The sequence below is a fragment of the Corynebacterium sp. NML98-0116 genome, assembly GCF_001767255.1.
Classification (GTDB): Bacteria; Actinomycetota; Actinomycetes; order Mycobacteriales; family Mycobacteriaceae; genus Corynebacterium; species Corynebacterium pseudogenitalium.
This window is the reverse complement of record NZ_CP017639.1, coordinates 2,237,305-2,251,866: the sequence shown is the minus strand read 5'-3', so window position 1 is coordinate 2,251,866 and position 14,562 is coordinate 2,237,305. Positions and strand designations below refer to the sequence as shown.

At 65.1% G+C, this 14,562-nt stretch carries 13 protein-coding genes; 6 read left to right on the top strand and 7 right to left on the bottom strand.

Features of this window, described 5'->3' with window-relative positions; translation table 11 throughout:
* Positions 1–125: 125 nt before the first annotated feature.
* Complete coding sequence (locus BJP05_RS10350; protein WP_070363324.1) at positions 126–2,861, bottom strand: hypothetical protein; 2,736 nt, start codon at positions 2,859–2,861, stop codon at positions 126–128.
* A 33-nt stretch (positions 2,862–2,894) separates the two neighbouring features.
* Positions 2,895–3,470, bottom strand: a complete 576-nt coding sequence (locus BJP05_RS10345; RefSeq protein ID WP_070363323.1) for a TetR/AcrR family transcriptional regulator — start codon at positions 3,468–3,470, stop codon at positions 2,895–2,897.
* Between the two features lie 50 nt (positions 3,471–3,520).
* Between BJP05_RS10345 and BJP05_RS10340 the strand changes: the two genes are divergently transcribed.
* Positions 3,521–4,690 carry an alpha-amylase family protein gene (locus tag BJP05_RS10340; RefSeq protein ID WP_070363322.1) on the top strand — a complete coding sequence of 390 codons (1,170 nt, stop codon included), beginning with the start codon at positions 3,521–3,523 and terminating at the stop codon, positions 4,688–4,690.
* A gap of 13 nt (positions 4,691–4,703) precedes the next feature.
* On the opposite strand, the gene BJP05_RS10335 is transcribed toward BJP05_RS10340, so the two are convergent.
* A complete protein-coding gene (locus tag BJP05_RS10335; RefSeq protein WP_070363321.1) occupies positions 4,704–5,231 on the bottom strand; it encodes a hypothetical protein in 528 nt (175 codons plus the stop codon).
* Positions 5,232–5,272: 41 nt separating this feature from the next.
* On the bottom strand, positions 5,273–6,592 hold the full coding sequence (locus BJP05_RS10330) for a M20/M25/M40 family metallo-hydrolase (RefSeq protein ID WP_070363628.1): 1,320 nt from the start codon (positions 6,590–6,592) through the stop codon (positions 5,273–5,275).
* Positions 6,593–6,643: 51 nt separating this feature from the next.
* On the opposite strand from BJP05_RS10330, the gene BJP05_RS10325 reads away from it, so the two are divergent.
* Together BJP05_RS10325 and BJP05_RS10320 are read left to right on the top strand one after the other, a co-directional pair.
* A complete protein-coding gene (locus BJP05_RS10325; RefSeq protein WP_070479015.1) occupies positions 6,644–7,231 on the top strand; it encodes a TetR/AcrR family transcriptional regulator in 588 nt (195 codons plus the stop codon).
* Between the two features lie 14 nt (positions 7,232–7,245).
* Positions 7,246–7,869 (top strand): TetR/AcrR family transcriptional regulator, encoded by a 624-nt coding sequence (locus BJP05_RS10320; protein ID WP_083290935.1) that lies wholly within the window; start codon positions 7,246–7,248, stop codon positions 7,867–7,869.
* 5 nt (positions 7,870–7,874) lie between these two features.
* Here the strand turns inward: BJP05_RS10320 and BJP05_RS10315 are convergent, their stop codons facing one another.
* Together BJP05_RS10315 and BJP05_RS10310 are read right to left on the bottom strand one after the other, a co-directional pair.
* A complete protein-coding gene (locus BJP05_RS10315; RefSeq protein WP_070363318.1) occupies positions 7,875–9,167 on the bottom strand; it encodes a dicarboxylate/amino acid:cation symporter in 1,293 nt (430 codons plus the stop codon).
* A gap of 84 nt (positions 9,168–9,251) precedes the next feature.
* A complete protein-coding gene (locus BJP05_RS10310; protein ID WP_070363317.1) occupies positions 9,252–10,322 on the bottom strand; it encodes an ROK family protein in 1,071 nt (356 codons plus the stop codon).
* A 133-nt stretch (positions 10,323–10,455) separates the two neighbouring features.
* On the opposite strand from BJP05_RS10310, the gene BJP05_RS10305 reads away from it, so the two are divergent.
* The gene (locus BJP05_RS10305; RefSeq protein ID WP_070363316.1) at positions 10,456–12,147 is read left to right on the top strand and encodes a DUF885 domain-containing protein; all 1,692 of its coding nucleotides are present in this window, start codon (positions 10,456–10,458) and stop codon (positions 12,145–12,147) included.
* 4 nt (positions 12,148–12,151) lie between these two features.
* Here the strand turns inward: BJP05_RS10305 and BJP05_RS10300 are convergent, their stop codons facing one another.
* Positions 12,152–13,177 (bottom strand): AbrB family transcriptional regulator, encoded by a 1,026-nt coding sequence (locus tag BJP05_RS10300; protein WP_070363315.1) that lies wholly within the window; start codon positions 13,175–13,177, stop codon positions 12,152–12,154.
* Positions 13,178–13,202: 25 nt separating this feature from the next.
* Between BJP05_RS10300 and BJP05_RS10295 the strand changes: the two genes are divergently transcribed.
* Both BJP05_RS10295 and BJP05_RS10290 read left to right on the top strand, forming a co-directional pair.
* Complete coding sequence (locus BJP05_RS10295; protein ID WP_070363314.1) at positions 13,203–13,949, top strand: TSUP family transporter; 747 nt, start codon at positions 13,203–13,205, stop codon at positions 13,947–13,949.
* A gap of 7 nt (positions 13,950–13,956) precedes the next feature.
* Complete coding sequence (locus BJP05_RS10290) at positions 13,957–14,547, top strand: TetR/AcrR family transcriptional regulator (protein ID WP_168156206.1); 591 nt, start codon at positions 13,957–13,959, stop codon at positions 14,545–14,547.
* Positions 14,548–14,562 lie beyond the last annotated feature (15 nt).

Genomic DNA, 14,562 nt, shown 5'->3' with positions numbered 1-14,562 from the left:
CAAAAGAGGTTGCGTCCATTGGCACTCAGACCTTACTCTACGCACACCAAATTCCCTCACGTGCTTCCCGCGACCAGGGCTTTTCCAAATCCGCCCCGCGAAAAACAAGGAATCTGGTGCGCGCGCTACATCCTCGGCAGCCGCACGCCCGGAATCAGGTCCGCGTACGCCGCACCGCCGAACCCAAGCGCCAGCAGCAGCGGCAGGATCAGCCACAGCCAACTACTTGCCGACGACCCCTCCGCCCCACTCGCAGCCCCTTCCGTCTGCTGCGTTGGTTTGGCCTGCTGCGTAGTTTCCGGCGCCTGGCTAGTTGTCCGCGGCGCGGAACTTCCCGGCCTCGTCGCAGGTGTTGAGGTTGCCGCGGACACCTCGGTGGTTGGCTTTGCGGCTTCGGTTGTCCGCGGGGCGGAATCCTCAGCGGTCGGTTCTGTCTCCTCGGTTGTCCGCGCGGCGGACACCTCCGAGGTTGGGGTGGACGTTGTCGCTGGTGTTGAGGTTGCCGCGGACACCTTGGTGGTTGGCTTTGCGGCTTCGGTTGTCCGCGCGGCGGACACCTCCGACGAAGTTGTAGGGGCCACGGCTATCGTGGACAGCTTTGCCGAAGTGGTTGTCCGCGCGGCGAAATCCTCGGTAGCCGGTTCTGTCGTTTCGGTTGTCCGCGCGGCGGAACTTTCAGCAGTGGGTTCTGGCCTCTCCGTTGTCCGCGCGGCGGACACTTCCGATGAGGTCGGGGCAGCCGTTGTCGCTGGTGCCGAAGCTGCCGCGGACACCTCGGTGGTTGGCTTTGCGGCTTCGGTTGTCCGCGCGGCGGACACCTCCGACGAAGTTGTAGGGGCCACGGCTACCGTGGACAGCTTTGCCGAAGTGGTTGTCCGCGCGGCGAAATCCTCGGTAGCCGGTTCTGTCGTTTCGGTTGTCCGCGCGGCGGACACTTCCGAAGTTGGAACAGACGTTGTCGCTGGTGTTGAGGTTGCCGCGGACACTTCGATCGTTGGCTCTGCGGCTTCAGTTGTCCGCGCGGCGGACACCTCGGACGAGGTTGCAGGGGCCACGGCTACCGTGGACAGCTTTGCCGAAGTAGTTGTCCGCGCGGCGGACTGCTCACTCGAAGGAATTTCGGTCGGGGTTGTCCGCGCGGCGGAACTGTCAGCAGTGGGTGCTGTCTCCTCGGTTGTCCGCGCGGCGGAATCCTCAGCGCTCGGTTCAGTCGTTTGCGTTGTTCGCGCGGCGGACACCTCCGAGGTTGGGGCAGCCGTTGTTGCTGGTGCTGTGGTTGCCGCGGACACCTCGGTCACGGTCGTTGGTGAGACCTCAGCCTCGGGTGCTTCAGCCTCGGATGCCTCATCCTGGGGCGACTCGGACGGCTTGGTTGTCTCGGCTTCAGGCTTGTTGATGTACTGCTGCAGCAGCTTCTGCAGATCGAGCATGTCCTGCTCGAGTTTCTTTGCCTCGTCGAGGTTGTGGGTGAGCTCGTCGATATCGATTTGATCTTCGGGTTCGGCGGAAGTGTCTGCAGGTTCAACGCTTTCGGAAGCTTCGGGTGTCCGCGGGGCGGACTCTTCCGGAGCTGAAGTAGACGTTGTCGCTGGTGTTGAGGTTGCCGCGGACTCCTCCGAAGAAGTCTCGGGGGATTCGGGCTCAGCATGAGCTTCGGATTCCGACGGTTCCGGAGCTGCTTCAGATTCCGACGGTTCCGGTGTCCGCGGGGCGGACTCCTCGGTCGGCTCGGCAGCCGCAGAAGGCTCTACCGTTGCAGAAGGCTCGGCAGCCTCGGTCTCAGAAGCCTCTGTCTCCGCGGGCGCGTTCTTCAGTTCCTCCAGCGCGGCGGCTTTGTCGGCGATGCGTTTGGTGGCGTCGGTGATTTCGTTGTCCACGGCGCGGAGGGCGCGTTCGAGGGTCCACTTGTCGGCGTTGTGCCAGAAGCCGGTGAATGGGTTGCGCTCTTGCCATCCGGTGAGTGCGGCGAGGTTGGCTTCGATGTTGGCCTTGCGGTGGGTGGCGGCTTCGAGGGTGCTGTTGGCGAACTCGAGCTGTCGAGAAGCGTCGTCGATGTTGGTGGGGGTGGTGGCGTCGTAGCGGTCGGCGCCGTGGCCCTCGTGCGAAGGCGTTGCTGCTTCGACGGTTTCGAAGAGTTCGATGGAGCGGGTGATGTTGTCCAGGCGGGCTTGTTCGAGGTCGAGTTTGGCTTTGCGGGCGTCGCGACGGTTCTTCAGGCCCTCGAGCTCCTTGGTGTTGGAGGGGGCGAGCCAGCTGAACCAGCTGGAGTCGACTTCTTTTTTGCGTTTGGTGTAGGCGGAGTCGGCTTCGTCGAAAAGTGCTTGGCGCTTGGCCACTGCCTCCTGCTGCGCGGTGATGCTCTCAAGGGCTTCGCGCAGGTTGGTGGGCAGGGCGACGGGTTTGATGTCGGGTTCGGGGGCGTCTTCGTAGGCGGATGGGTCTTTGCCGTTGAAGTCCTCGAGCTGCTTCTTGGTCACGGCGAGTGTTTTGCGTGCGGCGTCGAGGGAGGTCTTGGTGGTGCGGACGAGGAGTTCGGCGGAGTCGACGAGCAGTTTCTGCTGGTCGTACTCGGCTTGCTTGGCCTTCTTGTTCTCCTCGCCGATGGCGAGGACGACGCCCCAGCGCTTCATCTCGAGGACAGCCTGCGCGCCCTTGAGCGCCAGGTCGGCTTTCCATAGCTGGGATTCGAGTTCGGCGACTTTGGCTTCGCCCTTTTCGACGAGCCCCTGCAACGCCTGCCCGCCGAGGCCGAGGAGGCCTTGCGCTTCGGCGTAGTGGGCGGTGGGGTTGATGGTGGCGGGGACGGTGACGGCGGTGCCGGTCAGGGCGACAACGAGGGCGCCGGAGGTCAACTTGTGCATGCGCAAAGTTTAGGGGATAGACCTCTCGAAGTGCTAATTCTGTGTAGCGGCGAGTGCCCCCGTGAGTGCGCCGATGGCGGTGTCGATGATGTCGTCGCGTTCGGGGGCGGGGCAGCTTTCGTCGACCCAGTCGATGCAGACGGCGTCGAGGAAGCCGAGCATCCCGGATGCGGCGCGTGCGGCGTGCTCGTCGTCGCGGCCCAGCAGGGAGCACAGCGTTTCGACGGAGGCGTCGCGCATCTCAATGCGCAGGTTGATTGCCTCGGTGGGTTCGGCGCCGCCGCGGCGACCGGCCAGCCACACGAACGGGTGCTCGGCGACGTGGTTGAGGTAGCGCTCCAGGGTGCTGCGCAGAGCCTCGTGGGTGTCGGTGTTGGGGTCGAGGTGGTCGTCGAAAAGCGGCTGGGTGTGTGCCTTGAGGAAAGCGGTGTAGAGCCCTGCCTTGGATTCGAAGTAGTGGAAGAGGAGGCCTTGGGACACACCGCAGGCGTCGGCGATGTCCTGGGTGGAGACTTCCACGTAAGGTGTGGTGGAGAAGATGTCCGTGGCAGCGGCGAGGATTTCTTCCTGGCGTTGCTCGACGCTGAGCCTCCGTCGTGGTTGTGTCATGGACACCACCCTACAGTACTGAGCTTTGCTCAATAGAAAGTGTGAGGAACTTGTCCACGTCAGACATTATCTGGTGGCACGTCTACCCGCTGGGCGCCACGGGCGCACCGATCCGCGAGGAGCACGACGAAGCGCCGCGCCTGCGGCAGCTCGAGCCCTGGTTGGACTACCTGATCGAGCTCGGCTGCAACGGGCTGCTGCTCGGCCCGATTTTCAAATCGGTGTCCCACGGCTATGACACGCTGGACCACTTCCAGATCGACCCCCGCCTGGGCACCAACGAGGACTTCGACCACCTGATGGCCGCCTGCCGCGAGCGCGGCATCCACGTGATGCTCGATGGCGTGTTCAACCACGTCGCGCGCACCCACCCGCTGGTGGCGCAGGGCCTGGCCGGCGACACGGACTGGGAAGGCCACGGCGAGCTGGCCACCCTCCACCACGAGGACCCGCGCGTGGCGGACCTGGTCACCGACGTCATGTGCTACTGGCTCGAACGCGGCATCACGGGCTGGCGCCTGGACGTGGCGTACTCGGTGCCGCCGGAGTTCTGGCGCACCGTGCTGGCGCGCGTGCGCGAGCGCTTCCCGGACGCGCTCTTCCTGGGCGAGGTCATCCACGGCGACTACGCCGAGATCGCCGCGGCGGGCACCCTGGACACCGTCACTCAATACGAGCTGTGGAAGGCCCTGTGGTCCTCCATCAAGGACGTGAACTTCTGGGAGCTTGACCACGCGCTGGGCCGCCACCGCGACCTGTGCGAGCACATGGTGCCCAACACGTTCGTCGGCAACCACGACGTGGACCGGATTGCTTCGAAGGTGGGGCAGGACGGCGCGCTTGTGGCCACGGCGCTGCTCATGGCGCTGCCCGGCATGCCCAGCATCTACTACGGCGATGAGCAGGGCTTCGAGGGCCTGCGCGGGGAGGGGTTCGCCGCCGACGACCCCGTGCGCCCGCCGCTGCCAGCCAGCCCCGCGGAGCTTTCGAGTCTGGGGCAGTGGATCTTCGAGGAGCACAAGAAGCTCATCGCTTTTCGACGCCGCCACCGCTGGCTCGAAACCGCCACCCTCGAGGTGACCGACAAAACAAATGAGGCGATCACCGTGGCGCTCGAATCCGGTTCGGAGCGCGCGACGGTGACCGCCTGGCTCGACCCCGCGCCGGGCGTGCGCATCACGTCCGGGGGCGAGACCTGCTACGAGTGGTCTGCTGTCTAACCGCTAGAACGGCCTAGAACGGCAGGGAGGAACCCGGTGCGTACTTGGCCAGCAGCTCCCGGGCAATGACGGACAGGTCCGGCAGGCGCAGCGTGACCGCGCCCGCGACCGGCATGTCGAAGGTGGGCACGTTGGCGGGTGCCAGCGTGATCACAGGTGTGCCCTGCGGTGCGGGTGCGGGGGCCGGCTGGGCATTCTGCTGGGCAGGCTGCGCTGGCTGCGCGTTCTGCTGGGCAGGCTGCTGCTTATTTGCAGGCGCGCCCGTGGTGCCGCGCAGGCCGCAGCGGTTGGCGGCTTCCTCCACGCGGCCGAGCGCGGCCTGGATCTGCGGGCCGCGGCGGTCGAAGGCTGCGATGGTCTGGGCCTGGCGCTTCTTGGCGTTGAAGTCGGCGTCGTTGGTCCAGTAGCGGGATGCCTGATCGCAGGAGATCTGGCCTGCGGGAAGCTTTGCCAGGGCGTCGTCGATGGCGTCAGCGGAGGCCACGCCGGTAGAAACGGTGGCGGCCATGAGTGCGGTGAGTGCAGCTGTGCGAATTTTCATAGCCGCCAGTATGTCACATCAGCCCCATCTGTCACACCCGGTTAGGCGTCGAGGAAGCGCCGAATCAGGCTGCGGTAGGCGTCCACGGTGAGGTGAACGTCCTCGATATCCACGTATTCGTCGTGGCCATGCAGCAAATCCAGCACCTGACCCAGGTGACGCTCACGGGCGTGCATCGCAAATCCGTAGCCCACCCCGCCCTTGCGGCGCGCGAAGCGCAGGTCCGAGCCGCCGGCGGCGATAGTTGGGACCACCACGGCGTCGGGGAAGAACTCGGCGTAGGTCTCGCAGATCGCCTGATAGAGCGGCGAGTCGGTGGGGGAGATGGTGGCGTCCTCGGTGATGAGGTGCTGGATCTCCACCTCGCTGGCCAGGTCGCCGAGCGCCGTGCGCAGCTGCTCGTCGATCCACTCCTGGCTCTGGCCGGGCAGCGGGCGGATGTCCAGCTCCATGTAGGCCATGGACGGCAGTACGTTGATGGCCTCGCCCGCGCGCAGCACCGTCGGTGCGATGCTCAGGTGGCTCATGGCGTGCGAGTAGCGCGCCAGGTCGCCGAGCGCCTCGTAGCCTTCGCCGCGCAGCAGGGCGGCCTCGGTCTCGGGGTCGAATTTCCAGGCGCGGATGTAGTCCGGCCACGGCTGCTCGGTGGTCACGGAGGGCTGCACCGACGCGATACGGCGAGCAACCTCACCAATCTTGGTGACGGCCATGTCGCGGTCGTGCGGGGCGGAGCCGTGGCCGGCGTCCCCGCGCACCACGAGGCGGCGCTGGGCCGCGCCCTTCTCACCAATCACCACGACGATCGCGTCCGAGCCGTCGCGCACCGGCAGGTGGGAGCCGCCCTCCTCGGAGAGGCAGTTCTTCCAGCTGAACGGCTCCGGGTCGAGCTGCGAGAGGTAGCCGGCGCCGAGCCCGCCGCGCGCCTCCTCGTCCGCCACGCCCACGAAAGTCAGTGTGCCGCGCGGGCGTTTGCCGCTCAGGGCCACGTCGCGGGTGGCGGCGGCCATCGCGGCGGTGATGTACAGCATGTCGGTGGCGCCGCGGCCGTAGAGTCGGCCGTCGATAATTTCGGCGCCGAAGGGGTCGTGCGTCCACTGCTCCTTATCGACGGGCACTACGTCCGTGTGGCCGAGCAGCGTGAGGGGCTCCGCGGAGGGGTCGGTACCCTCGATGGTAAACGCGATAGACACCCTCCCATCTGTGGGTTCATACTTTTGGATGCGCACGGGAGCGCCGTCGAAAAACGATTCGAGCGTGGCCGCGTTGCGGTATTCTCCCCCCGAAGTTGGGGTAAGGTCGTTGACACACGTATTTTGGATAAGGGTTCGTAAGAGATCCACTGTTGCGCTATGTAGGTTCATGTCTGGCATATTAGGTGCTTTTGTGGGCATCCAGAGAGGAGTTGGTGTCGTATGGCTCGAAGAGAACTCAGCCAGGACCCCCGCGCTGTGAAAACGCGGAACGCGATCATCAAGACAACTACCGAGTTGTTGAATGAGCACCGGGTTGAGGACATCACGGTGTCCCAGATTGTGAACGCGGCAGGGATGAGCCGCCAGGTTTTCTACGAGCACTTCAAGGACCGCGACGCCGCCGTCAAGGCAGCAATCCAGCGCGCGCTGGCCCCGGCGGTGAACGATTACATCGAGACGTATAAGAAGACCGGCGAGATGCCTCCTGCGCTGGAGGCGCTGTTCTCGCAGCTCGCCGAGGTTCGTTGCCTCTTGAGCCACGTGATTAACGGCCCGGCCCACGCCACGCTGATGGCTTGCTTTACAACGCCCGAGATGCCAATGCTGCACGACATGGTGACGGCGATGCGCGCCGAGGTCGTCCCGATGACCGACGAGGAAGCTGCCGACGTGGCTTCTTACCTGTGCTCCGGCGCGTTTTCGATCTTTATGAAGTCGGCGACTGAGTCCGAGAATTACGAGGAAGCCGTCAAACGCGCAATGAGCGTGTTCGGAGTGTTCGGTAGGGCAATGAGCTTGCCTCAGTGAGGTATCCTGCATTCATGACACCACGTGAACTTAGTATGGACCCGCGCGCGGTTCGTACGCGCACGGCGTTACTGAACGCAACGAAGGAACTGCTGCTCCATTACCGGGTGGATGAGCTTTCGTTGTCCCAGATTGTGAAGTACGCGCAGGTCAGCCGCCAGGCCTGCTACGAGCACTTTCACGACAAGGACGCGCTCATCCTGGCTGCGGGGTGCGACATTTGCCTCCCTGCCTACGAGTCTTTCGTCAATGACATCGTGATCGACGAAACGTACCCGGACCAGGTGGCGCGGCTGGTGAAGCACCTCGAGCGCTACGACAAGGCGGTCAAGCATCTGATCAACTCCTCGGTGCACGGCCATCTCAACGACAAGATCTGCAACATTCTGGCGGACGCCTACCTGAAGAAGATCTACACCCAGATCGAGTCAGGCGAAGAAATTGCTCTGACGGAGGAAACGCTGCGCGACACGGCCCGCTTCATGGCTGCCGGAACACAGGACATCCTGATCGACGGCATGCTGCGCGACCGCGAGCATGAAGAAACCGCGCAACGCGTAGAAAACGTTCGCGCGGCATTAGATCTCGTGATCGGCGCGCTGCGCGCCACCAGTGGTGGGGCAGCGGACGAGCAGTAGCATCGCTATCCTCGCTGGGGAGCTGGGGCGCCGTCTTCTGCGGCGTCCCAAATTTTTTCGTCCAGGATGCCTTCGCGCTTCGCCACGATGGCGGCGACGACGGCCTGGCCGGTGACGTTGACGGCGGTACGTCCCATGTCGATGATCGGCTCGATGGCCAGCAGCAGGCCCACGCCAGCCAGCGGAAGGCCCAGGGTGGACAGCGTCAGCGTGAGCATGACGGTCGCGCCGGTGGTGCCCGCGGTCGCCGCGGAGCCGAGCACGGCCACGATCACGATGAGCAGGTAGTCCGTCGCGCCCAGGTCGAGGCCGTAGAACTGCGCGACGAACAGGGCCGCGATCGCCGGGTAGATGGAGGCGCAGCCGTCCATCTTTGTGGTCGCGCCGAGCGGCATGGCGAAGGCCGCGTACTCGCGCGGCACGCCCATCGACTCCTCGACGGTGCGCTGGTTCACCGGCATCACGCCCATGGAGGAGCGGGTGACGAAGCCGAGGGTGGTCACCGGCCACACGCGGCGGAAGAAGCCACCGACCGGCACCTTATTGACGGCCAGTACCGCCGGGTACAGCACGAAGATCACGAGCGCGAGGCCCACGTAGATCGCCAGCACGAACTGGCCGAGATTGCCCAGAGCCTCCCAACCGTAGGTGGCCACGGCCTTACCGATGAGCGCCGCCGAACCGATTGGGGCAAGGCGGATGATCCACCACAGCACCACCTGGATGACCTCCAGGAAAGAGGCGGAGAACTGCAGGAACGGCTCCGCGGCCTTGCCCGCCTTGATGGCGGCCACGCCGATGAGCAGAGAGATCACCAGGATCTGCAGCACGTTGAAGTTCACCGAGGCGCTCGTCTCCGAGACCTTGACACCAAGCCCGAAGAAGTTCGACGGGATGACGGTGTTCAGGAAGCCGAGCCAGGAGCCGGAGCCGCTTGGTTCGGCGGCGGAGGAGGCGTCGACAGACGAGTTCGCGCCGGGCTGCATGACGGTGCCGACGATGATGCCGATGATCACCGAGAAGAACGCGGTGATGGCGAACCACAGCAGGGTCTGCCAGGCAAGGCGCGCGGCGTTGGTGACCTTGCGCAGGTTCGCGATAGAGGTGACCACCGCGGTGAACACGAGTGGCGGGATGAGTAGCTTCAGCAGCTGCACATAGGCGCTGCCGACCCAGCTGAGCGTCTCGCTGAGCCAGGTGATGTCGTTGGCCGCGGCGATGAGCCCGAGGATGAGGCCGATGATCAGGCCGGCGATCACTTGGGCGCCGAACCCGGTCATCCACTTTGGAAGGTGCATGAAGTTCTCCAGGTGTAGATTTATAGACTAATCGGTATTAAACGAAGCTAAATTCTACACCTATCCTCTAGAAACGCGTCAAATCTAAACTAGACAGAGCGGTTCACGTAGCACTTTATCCAGTGCAACCGCGCGCGCGATGTCCCGCACGATCTCGCGGTGCGAAGGGATCATGCGCAGCTTCGGGGCGCGCTCGGCCTCGCTGACCACCGTGCGCGCGAACGTGGCGGGCGCCTGCGGGTCGTCGATGAAGGCGCTGCCGGCGACGACGACGGTGCTGGGGGTGTGGGCGTCGGCAAGCGTGGCCACGAGTGAGCCGAGGCCGCGTGCGCGCTGGTCGAGCGCCTGGCGCGTGGCCGACTGCTGCTCCGCGAGCGCGACGACCTCCTGCAGTGACTGTACTGCCGACTGTCCGATGGCGTTGAGGAGCCCCTGCGTGGTCAGGTGATCGCTGGCGACGTCGATGGCCATCACGCCGGTCGGGGTGGACATTGCGCAGGCCAGCGAGTCATCGGCGAACAGCGCCATCACCGGCGGGGTGTCGATGTCCAGGCTCGACTGCATCTCCGAGCCGACGATCGCCTGGCTGATGGAGACGACCTCGACGGGCACGCCGAACTGCTCCCGCATCTGCTGGCGGATCGGCACCCCGTGCCAGCCGAGGTTTGCCGCGGTGACCTCGCCGTCCTCGTTGACGGTGCCCGAGGTAGTCACGCCGACGGTTGCGAGCGGGCGGCCCATCCCGGCGCTGAGGCGGTGTAGCCCGGCCATGATGTGCTGCACGAAGTCATCCGGACTCATGTGTGCGACGGGGATGTCCACATCGATGCTGCGCAGGGTGCGCCCCTTGAGGTCGAACAGCGCGATGTAGGTGCTCAAGGTGCCGACGGCCACCCCGGCGTACAGCGAGTTCGGTTCCCCGAGCTCGAGCGGCATGGTGGGCCTGCCCCGGCCGGTGGACTCGGACAGGTCGCCGCGTTCCACGATGTAGCCGGAGTTTGCCAGCGCGGTGACGGCGCGGGTGATGGTGGGCTGCGAGAGGCCGGTGGCTGCGATCAGGTCTCGTCGCACGCACTGTTCCTGCAGGCGAATGAGGTGCAGGCACTTGGCGGCGGGGGTTGTTGGGTGATGGAACGCTGTCCGTGTCGCAGGCATGTGAATATATGTACCGGTAGTAGACCGCTTTGTCCAGTTATCGAGCTAGAGTGGGCCGTCTCGGTAGACAATGCGGTTTGTATGGGGTGTAGAGGTGCACATTCAGCGTGTCCCTCGGTTACACTGCCTACCCATGACCAATCCTTTGCTTGAGGAGCACGCATCCCAGTCAGAACGCGAGCCTTCGCTACTCGACGCCACCTGCGAAGACTTTCTCTACGACCTCGCCGAGCTGATCCCTACCCTGGCAACGGAGATCGGCCTCGAAGGCCACGACTGCGACCTGCAGGACTTCAGCCCCGAGTACTACGGCGAAGTCGCCGACCGCATCCGTGACGTCGTCGCCGACGTCGACGCGCTCAACGACTCCACGGACGCCTCCGACGACGAAGACGACTTCGACGACGTCGACAATCTCACCGCTTCGCTGCTGCGCGACCGGATGGCATTCAAGTTGGAGCTGCACCACCAGGGCGAGGACCTGCGCCAGCTCAACAACATCGATTCGCCGGTGCAGACCATCCGCGACTCCTTCGCGCTGATGCCGAAGGTGAGCAAGGAGGACTTCGAACACATTGAGGCGCGCCTGTCCAAGGTGCCGGCGGCGCTCGCGGGCTATCGCGCGTCGCTTTCGGAGGCGGCGTCGGCAGGCAATGTGCCTGCGTACCGCCAGATCGAAGCCGTGATCAAGCAGTGCGGCGACCTCACCGACGACGACAGCGTCTTCGACCAGCTGGGTCTGCCGGAGGACTCGGCCGTCGTCGAAAAGGCGAAGGCTGCATTCGACGAGATGGCCACCTGGCTGTCCACCGAGCTCGCGCCACACGGCCGCCACGACGACGCCGTCGGCCGCGACCGCTACGAACTCTTCTCCGAGTTCTTCTTGGGCCGCGGCATCAACCTCGACGAGGCCTACACCTGGGCCAAGGAGCAGCTGAAGGAAACCGTCGCTGAGCAGCGCGCGCTCGCGCAGAAGCTCTACGGCCCGGACGCCACCATCCTGGGTGCGTACAAGCGTCTCAACGAGGAGGAGCGCTACACCCTGCGCGGCACCGACGCCCTGCTGGAGTGGATGAACTCCGTCAACGAGCAGGTCATGCGGGACCTCGACGGCGTTGACGTCACCATCCCGGAGGGCCTGCACAAGGTAGAGTGCGCGATTGACCACGCCGGTTCCGGCGGCATCTTCTACACCCCGCCGTCCGACGACCTGATCCGCCCCGGCACCATGTGGTGGTCAGTGCCGGAGGGCCAGGAAGTGTTCCACACCTGGCAGGAGCTCACCACCGTCTTCCACGAGGGTATCCCGGGCCACCACCTGCAGATCGGCACCGCGCTCATGCAGCGCAACGACCTCAACCTGTGGCGTCGCACCGCGTGCTGGAACTCCGCACACGGCGAGGGCTGGGCGCTCTACGCCGAGGAGCTCATGGGGGAGCACGGCCACTTCGACGACCCAGGCTTCCGCATGGGGCTTCTCGACGCCCGCCGGCTCCGCCTCGCCCGCGTCATGATCGACATCGGCGTCCACCTCAAGAAGGCCACCCCGGACGGCACCGGCGTGTGGGACGCCGCCTACGCCAAGGCGTTCCTGCGCGACAACTCCGCCATGCCAGAGTCCCACATCGCCTTCGAACTGGACCGCTACCTGGGCTGGCCGGGCCAGGCGCCGAGCTACGCCATCGGCTACCGCGACTGGTGCTCACTGCGCGACAGCGCCCTGGAGCAGGGCATGACGCTGCGCCAGTTCCACGACAAGGCGCTCAAGTTCGGGTCGATGCCGATGGACATGCTGGCCCACGAGGTGCTCAACCACCACGACTAGCCTGCTAGCCGTTGCGTTTGCGATTCTGCCAGTTGACCAACTTCGGCAGGTAACCCGCGAACAGCAGGATGCAGATCAGGCGGATCAGCTGGACCGCCACGACCGCCGGGCCCACCCCGCCCTCCGCGGTGAGTGCCAGCACCGTCTCGAGTGCGCCTGGCGTGGTGGCCAGGTACCCCTCGTAGAAGCTGATATTCAGCCACAGCGCCAGCAGCCAGCCCAGTCCGGCGCAGGCTGCCATGAGGGCGGCGATGTAGACGATCGTGATGGGCAGCAGGCGGGAGAACTGCTTCAGGGCAGGTACGGATAGGCCGCCGCCGCACGCCCAGCCAATGCACAAGAACGCCGCGATGTTCAGCGGCTCCGGCGGAACGATGACCACGTCCATGAAGGAGCCGACCACTGCGGTGACGATCATCGGGCCGAAAATCGACGGGTTCGGGATGTGCAGCACCTTCGCGATCGGCTGCCCAACCGCCACCAGCGCCGGCACCAGCAACCACATCCACCAGTAGGGCTCCAGATGCTCCGTGGCGGAGGCGTGCTTGGTAGTGAGCAGCCCCGCCACCACCGGCAGCGTCATCGACACGACGAGCAGGCGCAGGTACTGCGTCAGAGCGACGTAGCGGACGTCGGCACCAATCTCCTTCGCGATGACCGGCATGAGCGACGCACCGCCCGCGAGCAGCGACAACACCCCGGTTTCCTGCGAGATTCCCTTGCGCGCGAGCACCGCGCCGCCCACGTAGGCCAACCCGATCATGCTCGCCGCGGCCAGCAGGCCGGGCAGCAGGAACGGCAACAGCGTCTTCGGGGGGATGCCCACCAGTGGCAGCGCCGCCAGTACGCCGATCACGCCGCGGGTGCACGTGAACAGGAGCTCGTTGATGGGAAGGTCGCGCCCGCTGCGCAGCGCCACCGCGCCCGATGCGACGATCGCCCCCAGGATCCACGCGGCCGGAAGGTGCAGCGCGCTGAAGGCCCAACCGAGCGCGATTGACACCGGGACGACCACACACCAACGAAGCATGGCTGTTGATATTACTCTTTAGTGCATGATTGTCGCCCTGCTGATTGCATCACTGACCGCCGGCTGGATTGACGCCGTCATCGGCGGCGGTGGCCTGGTGCTCATCCCTGTGCTGATGTCCACCACCGGCATGCCTGCCGCCGCCGTCCTGGCGACGAATAAGTTCGCGGCGTTCACCGGCACCTCCTCCGCCGCGGTCACCATGGTGCGCAAGGTTGGGGTTCCGCGCTGCACGTGGGGCTTCGCGCTCGCCGCGATGTGCGCCTCCGCGGGCGGTGCGCTGGCCGTCGCGCTCGTCAGCGACTCCGTGATACGCCCACTCATCATTGTGTTACTGCTGGCAGTGGGCATCTTCGTGGTGTGTAAGCCCTCGTTTGGGTCGGAGGGCAACCGCATCATCACGCCGCGCCGGGTGGCGCTCGGCGTCGCGGTGGCCCTGCTCGTCGGTGGGTACGACGGCGTCTTCGGCCCCGGCACCGGCATGTTCCTCATCATGGCGTTTACAGCTGTGTTCTCTCAAACCTTCCTCGAGTCCGCGGCGATGGCGAAGGTGGTCAACACCGCGACGAACATCGGCGCGCTCGGAGTGTTCATCGCCGGGGGCTACGTGGACTGGTCGCTGGCAATCGCGCTCGCGATCGCGAACGTGATCGGCGCGCAGCTCGGCGCGCGCACCGTGCTGCAGGGCGGGTCCAAGTTGGTCCGAATCGCCTTATTGACGCTCGTAGTTGTTCTATGCGCGCGGCTTGGGTGGCAAGAATTCATGCAATAATGGCGGCGTGGAAAAGCAGCAGAAGATTCTTAGGCCGGCTCGTAGGGCGGCAACCGAGCAGAAAATTTTCGCGTCGGTGCTCAGCATCGCCCGCGATCGCGGGTTGCACTCTGTAACGATCGACGAGGTTGTGGCGGATTGTGGCGTCGCAAAGACGACGATCTACCGCCGTTACGCTGACCGCCGCGAAATGATCACCGCGGCGCTGGACTCAATCGCGCTCCAGATCCCGATCTACCTCCCCACCACGCGCGCTGAGTTCGTAAAATACATGATTGACCTGCAGCGCTACCTCGACGAGACGCTGGGTGTGCGGCTGATCGGCTCCATCATCGCCAGCGCAGAGCCTTTCGTGTCGCAGTGGCGTCTGCGCCTTGAAACCGAAATCCTCGAACGGATGGTGGAGGGGATCCGCAAGGGGATGGACGAGGGCCTGTATAACCCGAACATCAACCCGTACGCCTTCGTGGGCATGCTGCTCGGCGGCATTGTTATGCGCCAGGCGTTCAGTGAGGCCTCCGCCGAGCGGCACGCCGAAAATACCGCGACGGTCCTGTGGCCACAGCTAGCTGTGGACCCGGACCGCCGAAACGATTAGAGCTGCTGAGAGCTG

What these genes read in the sequence shown, in the direction of transcription:
- BJP05_RS10350 (WP_070363324.1), bottom strand. Translation starts at nt 2,861, where the DNA reads ATGCACAAGTTGACCTCCGGCGCCCTCGTTGTCGCCCTGACCGGCACC.
- BJP05_RS10345 (WP_070363323.1), bottom strand. Translation starts at nt 3,470, where the DNA reads ATGACACAACCACGACGGAGGCTCAGCGTCGAGCAACGCCAGGAAGAA.
- BJP05_RS10335 (WP_070363321.1), bottom strand. Translation starts at nt 5,231, where the DNA reads ATGAAAATTCGCACAGCTGCACTCACCGCACTCATGGCCGCCACCGTT.
- BJP05_RS10330 (WP_070363628.1), bottom strand. Translation starts at nt 6,592, where the DNA reads ATGAACCTACATAGCGCAACAGTGGATCTCTTACGAACCCTTATCCAA.
- BJP05_RS10325 (WP_070479015.1), top strand. Translation starts at nt 6,644, where the DNA reads ATGGCTCGAAGAGAACTCAGCCAGGACCCCCGCGCTGTGAAAACGCGG.
- BJP05_RS10320 (WP_083290935.1), top strand. Translation starts at nt 7,246, where the DNA reads ATGACACCACGTGAACTTAGTATGGACCCGCGCGCGGTTCGTACGCGC.
- BJP05_RS10315 (WP_070363318.1), bottom strand. Translation starts at nt 9,167, where the DNA reads ATGCACCTTCCAAAGTGGATGACCGGGTTCGGCGCCCAAGTGATCGCC.
- BJP05_RS10310 (WP_070363317.1), bottom strand. Translation starts at nt 10,322, where the DNA reads ATGCCTGCGACACGGACAGCGTTCCATCACCCAACAACCCCCGCCGCC.
- BJP05_RS10305 (WP_070363316.1), top strand. Translation starts at nt 10,456, where the DNA reads ATGACCAATCCTTTGCTTGAGGAGCACGCATCCCAGTCAGAACGCGAG.
- BJP05_RS10300 (WP_070363315.1), bottom strand. Translation starts at nt 13,177, where the DNA reads ATGCTTCGTTGGTGTGTGGTCGTCCCGGTGTCAATCGCGCTCGGTTGG.
- BJP05_RS10295 (WP_070363314.1), top strand. Translation starts at nt 13,203, where the DNA reads ATGATTGTCGCCCTGCTGATTGCATCACTGACCGCCGGCTGGATTGAC.